The organism is Bacillus cereus group sp. RP43 (genome assembly GCF_040459645.1).
GTDB classification, from domain to species: domain Bacteria; phylum Bacillota; class Bacilli; order Bacillales; family Bacillaceae_G; genus Bacillus_A; species Bacillus_A mycoides_C.
In genome coordinates, this window is the sequence record NZ_JARVHQ010000001.1 from 4,288,239 (window position 1) to 4,300,238 (window position 12,000).

Sequence of the window (12,000 nt, forward strand, 5' to 3'; positions counted from 1 at the left end):
AGATGATAATACCGTGAAAACATACATATTCAGGAAAAACAAAACTCGAATCTTTTGTTTTTTTCGACATTATTCTACATTTTTATATTTTTTTGTCGACATTTTATTTTTTCTTCAATACGCTTCTCTTTCAAATTCTTACTTACATAGCAAAAAAAGAACAGGTGATCCCTGTTCTTTTTTTCTACTCAATTATGTAATTAAAAGAGGAATGGCCTCTAATCCTAAGATTCCATTCCTCTTTTTATAGACTCTTTTGCATGTAAGTCATTAATAATATATTTGGATGCTATGGAAATTTGCTCTCGCAATTCCTCTACCCTTTGTCCTAAAGTTTCTTGTACATATTCTGTTTGTTCTAATTGTTTAATTGCCACACTATATAATGTTTCTGCCGTCCAGTCTCCATCTACATTCCCGATAATTGGCTGGTTTACTTGTTGTAAAAACGAATCAATCTTCGGATCATATGAAATTCCAATCATAGGCGTGTTTGCAACTGCCGATAATATAAGAGCATGCAGTCTCATCCCTATTAAAAGAGAGCACTCTGATAAAATAGAGATTTTCTCGTGAATATCCATTTTATAAGGGAGCATGTGCGCTTCTTCTCCCATCAAATTAATGATATCCCTTGATGCATTTTGATCAAATGGTCCATGCATCGGTACAAATAAAATATGGTATCCCTCTTGCTTAAGCTTTTTAAGCGTATCTGCTAACTTCTTCATATAATCTTCTTTTGCATCCCAGTACCTTACACTAACCGCAACGACTTTTCCTTGCAGCGAATGTTTTTGAAGCCAATCGGATTTCTTTGCTTCTGGCTGACAAGCTAATACTGGATCTGGAACAAGTTCAATGTCTTTCTTAATACCAATTTCTTTTAAGTACAAAAAAGAGTCTTCATCACGTACTGATATATATTCAGCCTTTGATACATGCCATTTCACTAATAAACGATTTTGCTTCTTCGTAATAGGTCCGATTCCTTGGGCGTAAATATAATACGGCTTTTTCAAAAAACGAGCAAGCCGCATAATACCTGTATAATATAGAATACTCTTAATACTCGTCTTATCTTGCAAGAGACTTCCGCCTCCGCTAATTAAACCATTACTTCTCTTTATTTCTCGGTAAATCGCTCTTATATCCCAGCGGTTTACTGCTTCTACACCGTACATTTTCCTTGTATAGTCGGGGTCATTTGAAAGTACAACAAGCTCAAGAGTAGGATCCTCTTCATGTAGCGCTTTAATAATTGATTGCAAAATTGCTTCGTCCCCAACATTATAAAAACCATAATATCCTGATAAAACTAACCGCACTCTTAATCTCCTCCAACATTTCGCAATCAACTCTTTTTGTAATTAAACAAATTGTTATCCATTCCTTGCCGAGAAAGGCTTGATAACTTCAAATTGATTTCTTTCACAAACATCTAACAAGTCATACCCATTTATAATATTGTTCATTTTCTATAATAAACGATTTTATTTACGTAAAAATGGAATTTGTTCTTTCGATATCCAGTTTAGTTTCAATGCACATATGCCATATAACACTGAAGCTACACTTAGCGCTACAGCACTATATATCATTGCCAAAATTCTGGAATCTGTCACATTGATTAATGTGGATACAAAGTATAATGCTATACCTAAAATACTAGATACTCCAATCACAGCCAAAAATCTCCCTATATCTCTTGGATAGGAAAGATCTTTTCTAATATAAATATGATTTACGATACAAATCATTATATAAATAATTAGAGTACTATACGCTGCTCCATTTATACCGAATTGGTTTACTAGTGCTATATTTAATATAATTTTTACAAAACTTGCACCGATGACAATCCATGCTGCTCGCATCGAACGATTAATCCCTTGCAAGATTCCTATTGATAATACCATAAGTGATGTGAAATACGAGCTACCAATTAAAATAGCTAACATGCCACTTCCTTTTGTATCTGTAAATAACGCAACATTCAGCGGTACTGCAAGCGCCATAAGCCATATCGTTATCGGCATTGTTAAAACGTGCGCAAATTCATTTGTACGTTTTACTGTCAGTTTAGCTAAAGCTATATCTTTTTTTGTTAAAGCAGCTGTTAATAATGGAATTAACGGAAATACTATCGCACTTGCAAATACAACAATTAATTGCGTAAATGCAAAACCACGGCTATATATACCAAATTGTTCCTGAATCGTTGTAGAAGATTCATGTAATACATGTGGAATTGTTACAGAATCAACTAAATTTAAAACAGGCATCGATAACGCTCCAATTGCAATTGGAATTGAAACACGGAGTATGTTTTTCGCGTTTGTCTTAAAATCTTGTAATGAATATGTTTCGCTCTTATAGCGATACGTGCTTTTCACATATTTCATTCGCAAATATATGAGTGACGTAATAACACCAAAGCAAGAACCAATCATCGCTCCGCCTGTTATGATATCACTACCTTTATTCCAATATACAAATATATAAGCAATTGTTAGCATAAAGAATACGCGTATCAACTGTTCAATTACTTGTGATACACCAGTAGGTATCATATCTCCGAACCCTTGGAAATATCCACGGTACACTGCCATATATGGTGCGATTAATAAAGCAAACGAAGTAACAATTAATGCTAGCCTCGTCTCTTGCCCACCAAGCATATTTGCAATGCTACTCGATCCAATGATAATAATTAAAAATCCGAGCACCCCAAATATAACACCGATAATAGATGCTGACGTAAACAATTTAGCTATTCCGTCACGATCATTCTTTTCATGAAGATCAGCTATTAACTGGGATATTGCTAGCGGGACTCCCGCTACTGATAAAGTTAAGGCTATCATATATACAGGAAAAACAAGGCGAAAAATCCCAAGTACTTCATCCCCTGCTATATTTTGCAATGGAATTTGAAAAAAACTCCCCACTACTTTCGATATAAACGTTGTAACGGTTAAAATCGCAGCGCCTTTTACAAACTTTTTATTCATCTTCTATCTCTTTTCTTTCAATATATAATCTACATAAAATATTAAATCCGTATTATTCATTCATCTTGAGAATCATCACTTTATCTCATTTAGTTATCATACCAAATTTCTTATATATTGAATACTCTCTTTCTTTTTATGTTTTAAATATAATATGTGCCATATATATCTTTTTTTATCCAGTTTTTTCTTCAATTTACTACTTCTACTTGTTCAAGATAAACATGTGCTATAATGTAGCTATTGTCAGTAAGAGGAGTGTTTACAACATGCTGAATTCGGTAAAGAAATTGTTAGGAGATTCTCAAAAGAGAAAGCTAAAAAAGTATGAACAACTCGTTCAAGAAATTAATGATTTGGAAAAACAAATGTCTGATTTACCTGACGAAGAATTACGTCACAAAACTGTCACATTCAAAAATATGCTTAAGGATGGCAAAACAGTTGATGACATAAAAGTAGAAGCATTCGCTGTTGTACGCGAAGCCGCAAAACGCGTGCTTGGATTACGCCATTACGATGTACAGTTAATCGGAGGACTTGTATTACTAGAAGGTAATATTGCGGAGATGCCAACTGGTGAAGGAAAAACATTAGTTTCCTCTCTCCCAACATATGTACGTGCTCTTGAAGGAAATGGCGTTCATGTTATTACTGTAAACGATTACTTAGCGAAGCGTGATAAAGAATTAATTGGCCAAGTCCATGAATTTCTCGGCTTACAAGTTGGATTAAATATTCCTCAAATCGATCCTTCTGAAAAGAAACTTGCGTACGAAGCTGATATTACATACGGTATTGGAACAGAGTTTGGCTTTGACTATCTTCGCGATAATATGGCTGCTTCACAAAGTGATCAAGTTCAGCGCCCCTATCACTTTGCTATTATCGATGAGATTGATAGCGTTTTAATTGATGAGGCGAAAACGCCACTTATCATTGCTGGGAAGAAATCAGGTAGCTCTGATTTACATCATTTATGTGCAAAAGTTATTAAATCATTCCAAGATACCCTTCACTATACATACGATGCAGAATCGAAATCAGCTAGTTTTACAGAAGACGGTATTACAAAAATAGAAGATTTATTTGATATCGATAACTTATATGATTTAGAGCATCAAACATTATACCATTATATGATTCAATCATTACGTGCCAATGTCGCTTTCCAGCTGGACGTTGACTATATTGTGCATGATGAAAAAATACTACTTGTAGATATTTTCACAGGACGTGTTATGGATGGTCGCTCTTTAAGTGACGGCTTACATCAGGCACTAGAAGCAAAAGAAGGTTTAGAAATTACAGAAGAAAACCAAACACAAGCTTCTATTACAATTCAAAACTTCTTCCGTATGTATCCAGCATTATCAGGTATGACAGGTACAGCAAAAACGGAAGAAAAAGAATTCAACCGTGTATACAATATGGAAGTTATTCCAATTCCAACGAACCGTCCTATTCTTCGTGAAGATAAAAATGACGTAGTATATGTAACAGCTGATGATAAATATAAAGCTGTGCGTGAAGAAGTTCTAAAACAGCATAAGCAAGGACGCCCTATTTTAATTGGGACGATGTCTATCTTGCAATCTGAAACTGTTGCTCGTTATTTAGATGAAGCAAACATAAAATATCAATTATTAAACGCTAAAAGTGCAGAACAAGAAGCAGACTTAATTGCAACTGCTGGACAAAAAGGTCAAATTACAATCGCTACAAATATGGCAGGCCGAGGTACTGATATTTTACTAGGTGAAGGTGTCCACGCCCTTGGTGGATTGCATGTAATTGGAACAGAACGTCATGAATCTCGCCGTGTTGATAACCAACTTAAAGGACGAGCTGGTCGCCAAGGAGATCCTGGAAGCTCTCAATTTTTCCTATCTTTAGAAGATGAGATGCTAAAACGCTTTGCTCATGAAGAAGTGGAAAAGCTAATAAAATCACTGAAACCTGACAATACAGGACTTATTCATACGTCTAAAGTTCATGATTTCGTCAACCGTACACAATTAATTTGTGAAGGTGGCCATTTCTCAATACGTGAATATAATTTAAAATTAGATGACGTAATTAATGATCAACGTAATGTTATATACACACTACGTAACAACCTTCTAAAAGAAGAAACAAATATGATAGAACTTGTTATTCCAATGATTGAACACTCTGTGGATGCAATTGCTAAGCAGCACCTTTTCGAAGGAATGCTTCCTGAAGAATGGGATTTCACTAGTTTAACAGCATCTATTAAAGAAGTTTTAGCGGCTGAAACTTTGCCGTCATTATCTGCGAACGACGTACATTCGCCTGAGGATTTACAAATCGTTTTAAAAGGTACAATTTCTAGCTATATCGAACGTGTACAAGAGTTAAATGACCATGCGGATTTACAACAATCACTGCGCTACGTTGGTTTACACTTCCTAGATCAAAACTGGGTAAATCACTTAGATGCAATGACTCACTTGAAAGAAGGTATTGGCTTAAGACAATATCAACAAGAAGATCCAACTCGCCTTTACCAAAAAGAAGGTTTGGATATTTTCTTATACACTTATGGTAATTTCGAAAAAGAAATGTGCCGCTATATCGCGAGACATTTAGCAGTTCCAGAAAACGTACAATCATGAGGTGAAAATTTATGTTATCATTCCTGAAAAAGGCAAAGAAAAAAGGAAAAGACACTACTGTTTCTAGTAATCAATTATTTGGACAAGAAGAAACTACTTCTCAAAACAAAACGGTAAAGCCCGTTCTTTACTTCCATCCTAGCTGGGGTGACGTAGCACAAGAACAAAAATACATTTATCAATTTTTACATAAAGAATTACCACGTTTACAAGAATACCAAATTTCTTTATCAGGAATTGAAATTGAAAAACGTGATGACGCATACGATGTAGCTGCATTCATTCGCAGCAGTGTCCCAAAACCGATTTCTTTCGAAGAAGTTACATTACTTCTATTAAATAAAGATAAAAAGCTGTGCGCACGTAAAACATTTAACCTGTCTGCTCTTGGCGATATTCCTGAAAACGTAAATATGCCGTTCGTATTTACATTTGAGCAAGAAACAATAACTGACGCTGAACTATCTCAATCAGATTGGGAATTAGCTTTCGAACTTGAAAGTAAGCATCAACTAGATTTAGATCCATCTTGGGAAGCGCAGTTACCTGAAGCAAGCAAAGAAGCTTTACGTAATTTTGTAGATAATTTAACACCTCCAAATGAAGGTGAAATTAACTTCCTAGGTTTACAAGCCGCACTGAAAGAGAACGGTGATTTACATACAACACTTCTAATTCGTAACGGCTGTAAAGATAACATTCAACTAGAACAACTTCCTCTTCATATTGAAGATGCTTCTGGAGAAGTCGTTGTTAAAGGTGCTTTCACGTTACCTAATCTTGAAATTAAAGCGAATACTACAAAACCATGGTCATTTGTTTTCCCTGCTTCATCCATCTTGAAACAAAATATGGATTTATCTAGCTGGAAAGCATTTGTACCACAAGACTAACATACAAAAAAGCCTATCCTAAAAGATGGTCATCACACCTTTAGGATAGGCCCTTTTTTTATGTAAAATCTACTTCGTTACTAATAAACGTTCAATATGGTACTCCGCTTCTAGTTTACACATTTCATCTACATGCTTTACGTTGCTCTTTTTTAACAGCTCTAATTGTTCTTCGCTCGGCTGCTCACTAATAAGCTCATTAATTTTTTCATTTACTTTCACCGCTAATGCTTGATGGAAATCTGGATGTCCCTTCAACTCGTCGTCTACTTTATTAATCCAAGTTGATTTTGTGTATAAATATTGTTTCCACTGTTCAACAAATTGCTGCATATCAAATTTTTCTTCATTCCATTCAATTTCTTTCATATACTTCTCAAAAGAAACAACAATTGATCGTGTAATCCCGATCTTCACTCCATGTGGTAACTGTTTGTACATCAAATATTCCCTCCAGCTTAAAGCTCTTCCTTCTGAATATAAAGGAATCTCAAAATTCGTATATCTTCTTAATAATAGCACATTGCTAATCTAAGATGTTACTATACTGCGTAGAAAATCAATTGTCAACAAACGCGCAACATCTAGATATACGAATTTCACATATAATAAACACAGTAAAAATAATAAGAACTTTCACAAGAAATACTTTGCAGATTGTGAAAGTTCTTATTATTATATCGCTTTAGTTTTCAAAAATTGTAATTTCTCTTTTTGCTCATCATTCGCCATCATCACTATCGTCTTTTCAACATGCGGATGTACATGTTCAAGTGTCACACTCGCTCCTGCTTTATCCGATTGCTCAACAAAGTTTAATAACGCCATAGCTCCTGATACATCCATATAGCGTACATCTTTCATACACAAACTAACTGGTGACTTCACATCTTGTAAAGAAGCAAAAATACGATCTACTGATAGAAATGAAAGTGGTCCTTGAATCGTATACGTCGCTTCTTTTTCCTTTATAATAGAAGCTTTACGTTCTTTACACTTCACCATGTATATAATGAAGGAAAGAATAATGCCAAACGCAACAGCAACCATTAAATCGAATTTCACTGTCACAAACATCGTCACGAACATAACAATCACATCGCCTCTCGGTGCTACATGCGCTTTCCTCATGCTTTCCCAATCGAACATCCCGATGCCAGTTAAAATTAAAATACCTGATAATACAGCAAGCGGAATATATTGTACCACTGAACCGAGTCCCATAATGAAAATGAATAAGATGACGCTATGCATACAAGCCGAAAGTGCCGTCTTCCCCCCGCTTCTTATATTGACGATAGATCTAACAGTTGCACCTGCTCCTGCTAATCCGCCGAACAAACCACTCGCAATATTACCGATACCTTGTCCAATTAACTCTTTATTACTTTTATGACGTGTCCCCGTCACATTATCCATTACGACAGACGTTAATAACGAGTCAATTGATCCTAGTAAAGCAATACTAAGCGCTGGTAATACAAGTGCTAACATGCCATTTGCGTCTAAATTCGGTACGTGAAGAGATGGCATCGCCTCTGGAATTACACCTATCTTTTCAATCATCTTATTTAAAGAAAGAGTTCCTACAACTGGTAAATTTACCGTAATTCCTTGTAGCAGAGAAGAAAATAACGGCAACGTTACTGTAACACCTACTAACGCTACTAAACTTGATGGAATGGCCTTAATCCATTTTCCAGAAACCATCATTACAATGATTGTTAATAACACAAGTAGAAAGCTATTTTGTACGTGCTTCATTTCACCTAAAATAATAATCAGTGCAATCCCATTCATAAACCCTGAAACGACAGGATACGGAATATATCGAACGTAAGAACCGAGCTTACATACACCAAATAAGATTTGAAATAACCCTGCCATCATAAATGCAATAAAACTTGCTTCTAATCCGTGCGTTGCAATAACGCCTGTTGCAATAACTGTAATCGGCCCAGTAGGACCCGTTACTTGCCCCGGTGTACCGCCAAATAACGCCGCAAACAAACCTGCAAAAATCGCACCATACAATCCGACTAGCGCTCCCTCAGACGTTCCCGTTGCGGCAATACCAAATGCAATTGCTAACGGCAAAGCAACAATCGCAACAGTAAACCCTGCTAAACATTCCTTTGCTATTTTTTGAAACATAAGAATAACCACCTTTGTATAAAGTCCATTTTCCATTGTACACCTAAAAGGATACATTCGTTAGTGTACTTTTTACAGTATCGTGACGTAAACGGATTCAATGAAAAGTTTCCCCCTTACCTTTGGAAACAATTGCAACTATGCTATAATGAACAAATTAAATCTTTTACTATATACTTGGAGGCACTATGCTAACTTTTGAAGAAAAATTATCAATTATTGAATCTTTCCCGGAATTAGAAAGAAAGAACGTATCATTAAAACGCGTAAACTTTCACTTTGAAGAAAGTCGTTTAGATAAAAAGAACGTTGTATATCATTTACATCCAAACGGAAACGGGTTTGTATACGCAAACTTCATTAAAGGTTATAAAACAGATGATAAAGGCATGATTAACATCCGTGAGTTTTCAGAAGAAGAACTGCGTTCATTAATTGAAAAAGTAATTGAACGTCTATCACAGGAGCAAGAGGAAATTGTAGCACCAATGGAACCTGCTGCAGAAGAAGAATGGAAGAACGAAGACGGTCATATCCTAACTCTTATTCAAGAGGATGATATGTGGAACGTTTACGCTGGCGTAAACTTAGACGGTACATTCAACTCTTATCCAGAAGCTGCGGAATACCTTGATGAAGAAGGATTTTCACGTAAATAATACGTTCCTTACTAATCATGAGACCGTCCCAATTTTTTTGGGACGGCCCTCTTTTTATTAATAGATAGGCTATCATTGTCGTATTTTATAGTTAAGTCGATATAACGAGAGTTATGTTGCGATTTTACCCAATAAGAACCTAACTCCATTTCAAAGTTAGGATTTTGGGACAGTCCCCTCCATAAAATTAAGGAATCAAAACTTCTTATTCTCACTATCCCCTATAAAAATTTGAATTTGACAACTATAAGACTCCGCATTAAAAATATCACTAACTAACTCCACTTCAATAAAACTTTCCACTTCTATATCGTTTTCTTTTATATATTTAATCATAGTATTTCTACGTTCTTCTTCATTTTCTTTACTGTACGCTAATGTTACATATTGTCCGCCCGGTAATACTTTTATATTTTGTATCTCTTCCATATGTACATCATCTCGTACTTTATTAAAAACATACTTCGGTTCTACATCCCACTTTTCATTGACATTGTAGAGAATTCCCATTTCCATTGCCATTTTCTCTTCATAATCTTGCACGATTTTCTCTAAATCGGAATAATACAGTAACTCCTGTAAACTCCCCACTTCTTTACAAGGCGCTACAATTACATAACGCTGTTCAAAGAACTGAATAGATATTTCATCATTCTTTAATATTTCCTGTGAACTCCCTACTTTCTCATTTAACCCATCAATCGTTTCAATTACCTCTTTCATTTTCTTTATATGTTCTTCTGCTTCCGCTCTCTTTAATTGTAAAAATTGTAGCAACTTGTCCGTATTACATTCCTTAAAAATCTCTTGAAGTTCTACTATACTAGTGTTCAACTCTCTACAGCTTTTTATAATATCAATGTGAATGAATTGATCTATGGAATAATATCTATATCCTGTTGATTCCTCAATATGCTTCGGAATAAGAATCCCCATCTTATGATAGTACCGTAATGCTTTTATCGTAATATCCTTTATTTTTGCAACTTCTCCAATAGAAAATAATGTTTTCACCCGAATCTCTTCCTTCTTATTTTTTCGCATGTAACTATTGACTCTCCCCTAAGAGGAGACCTTACTATTTATAATAAGTTATTTACATTGATAAAGGGAGTATATAATTATGAACACAGTAAAATATAGAAGTCTTGTTAAGGAAGACTATGAACCTATAAAACATTTAATTGGTGAGGCATTTGGATTTAATGAATTCATTACAGATAAAAAATTTTTAAACCCCATATTAAACGTCTACCTACACAGTTGCATTTTAGAAAGTTCCTTTAGTAAGGTAGCTGAAAAAGATAATAAAATTATCGGTGTCATTTTAGGCGATTCCGAAAAAGATAAAAACCGTTTAAAGAGATTCCATAATACGTTTAGCTTTGCCTTTAACACGCTGAAACTATTCATGACGAATAAAGAGAATAGAGAGTTTTTAAAAACGTTTATAAAAGTTCAAAAAACATATAAAGAACTCATTCAAGGAAAAGAAGAGCAGTTTCAAGGTTGTATACAATTATTCATCGTATCCGAAGAATCTAGAGGTCTTGGAGTTGGGAAATATTTATTAAATAATTTATTACAATACATGACAAACGAAGAAGTAATATCTTTATACTTATATACAGATAATGCATGCAACTATAGATTTTATGACAAACAAAACTTCCAACGTATACAAGAAAAAGCAGTTAAATTTGGGCCAAAAGAAGAAGATTTCAACGTATTTTTATACCGCTATGACTTTAACTAATAGTAACATTTACACTTCGATGCTCTTTGCTAATTAGCAAAGAGCTATATTAAGTATGCCTATCACTCGCGAGTGGTTGTCAAAAAATCATACTAGCTAAAATCCTCCTGCCAAACTCTTCTACTACTATTGTTTCAGTTCGATTAGCGCGAAAAAGAGGAAGATGTGTAATAACTTCAATGTAAAAAGGAGCGCACAACATGGAATGGATTCACGAATTATTTCAGCAATATGGGTATTATGTAGTACTCGTTGGATTACTTTTAGAATATATCGCTCTTCCATTTCCAGGAGAGCCAACATTAGCCTATGCAGGATTTTTATCACATCAAGGTGATTTAAGTTTACCAATTTTAATTGTTTTATCCTTTATTGGGACAAGTGTCGGTATGACATTCCAATACTTTTTAGGAAATAAACTTGGTATGCCTTTCATTCAGAAATACGGGAAATATGTATTTTTAACAGAACGAAAAATTAATTTAACGAAAATGTGGTTTGATAAATACGGATATTTTCTAATCTTTATCGCTTTTTTCATTCCAGGCGTCCGCCACTTCACGGGCTACTTTGCAGGAATTATCAACTTACCGTTTCGCCGCTTTGCGATGACAATTTATTCAGGCGCCCTATTTTGGGTATCATTCTTCTTAATCGGTGGTTACTGGTTAGGGGAAAACTTAGAAAATATATTCCTAGTACTTGAACAACATATTTGGAAAATTATCTTCGGTATTATTATCATTACGCTAATCACCCGATTTCACAAAAAAATAAAGCATGTGTTTGTAAAAAACATAAATTAATATGAAAATCATTTCATTTGAACTTTTCATCAATAAATAATAAAAAGCGGAGACCCATAGTCTCCGCTTTTTCACATAC

The 12,000-nt window shown here is 34.7% G+C and carries 10 protein-coding genes; 5 read left to right on the forward strand and 5 right to left on the reverse strand.

Annotated elements, in window-relative coordinates; genetic code table 11:
* Nucleotides 1-224: 224 nt before the first annotated feature.
* Together csaB and QCI75_RS22360 are read right to left on the reverse strand one after the other, a co-directional pair.
* Nucleotides 225-1,328: a polysaccharide pyruvyl transferase CsaB gene (gene csaB / locus QCI75_RS22355; protein ID WP_144505864.1), complete on the reverse strand. Its 1,104-nt coding sequence runs from the start codon at nt 1,326-1,328 to the stop codon at nt 225-227.
* Between the two features lie 165 nt (nt 1,329-1,493).
* Complete coding sequence (locus QCI75_RS22360; protein WP_144505863.1) at nt 1,494-3,014, reverse strand: putative polysaccharide biosynthesis protein; 1,521 nt, start codon at nt 3,012-3,014, stop codon at nt 1,494-1,496.
* A gap of 269 nt (nt 3,015-3,283) precedes the next feature.
* On the opposite strand from QCI75_RS22360, the gene secA2 reads away from it, so the two are divergent.
* Both secA2 and QCI75_RS22370 read left to right on the forward strand, forming a co-directional pair.
* Complete coding sequence (gene secA2, locus QCI75_RS22365; RefSeq protein WP_353761207.1) at nt 3,284-5,653, forward strand: accessory Sec system translocase SecA2; 2,370 nt, start codon at nt 3,284-3,286, stop codon at nt 5,651-5,653.
* 11 nt (nt 5,654-5,664) lie between these two features.
* On the forward strand, nt 5,665-6,546 hold the full coding sequence (locus QCI75_RS22370) for an accessory Sec system S-layer assembly protein (RefSeq protein WP_144505861.1): 882 nt from the start codon (nt 5,665-5,667) through the stop codon (nt 6,544-6,546).
* Nucleotides 6,547-6,615: 69 nt separating this feature from the next.
* Here QCI75_RS22370 and QCI75_RS22375 read toward each other — a convergent pair whose 3' ends face one another.
* Nucleotides 6,616-6,987, reverse strand: coding sequence for a hypothetical protein (locus QCI75_RS22375; RefSeq protein WP_144505860.1), 372 nt, complete (start codon nt 6,985-6,987; stop codon nt 6,616-6,618).
* A gap of 234 nt (nt 6,988-7,221) precedes the next feature.
* Complete coding sequence (locus QCI75_RS22380) at nt 7,222-8,700, reverse strand: SulP family inorganic anion transporter (protein ID WP_144505859.1); 1,479 nt, start codon at nt 8,698-8,700, stop codon at nt 7,222-7,224.
* Nucleotides 8,701-8,888: 188 nt separating this feature from the next.
* Here QCI75_RS22380 and QCI75_RS22385 point away from each other — a divergent pair, with 188 nt between their 5' ends.
* Entirely contained in the window at nt 8,889-9,359 is a 471-nt protein-coding gene (locus QCI75_RS22385; RefSeq protein WP_002159114.1) for a hypothetical protein, read from the forward strand.
* Nucleotides 9,360-9,554: 195 nt separating this feature from the next.
* Here QCI75_RS22385 and QCI75_RS22390 read toward each other — a convergent pair whose 3' ends face one another.
* Entirely contained in the window at nt 9,555-10,403 is an 849-nt protein-coding gene (locus QCI75_RS22390) for a MerR family transcriptional regulator (protein ID WP_144505858.1), read from the reverse strand.
* Between the two features lie 79 nt (nt 10,404-10,482).
* On the opposite strand from QCI75_RS22390, the gene QCI75_RS22395 reads away from it, so the two are divergent.
* Both QCI75_RS22395 and QCI75_RS22400 read left to right on the forward strand, forming a co-directional pair.
* On the forward strand, nt 10,483-11,115 hold the full coding sequence (locus QCI75_RS22395) for a GNAT family N-acetyltransferase (RefSeq protein WP_353761209.1): 633 nt from the start codon (nt 10,483-10,485) through the stop codon (nt 11,113-11,115).
* Between the two features lie 200 nt (nt 11,116-11,315).
* Nucleotides 11,316-11,921: a DedA family protein gene (locus QCI75_RS22400; protein WP_144505856.1), complete on the forward strand. Its 606-nt coding sequence runs from the start codon at nt 11,316-11,318 to the stop codon at nt 11,919-11,921.
* Nucleotides 11,922-12,000: the final 79 nt, after the last annotated feature.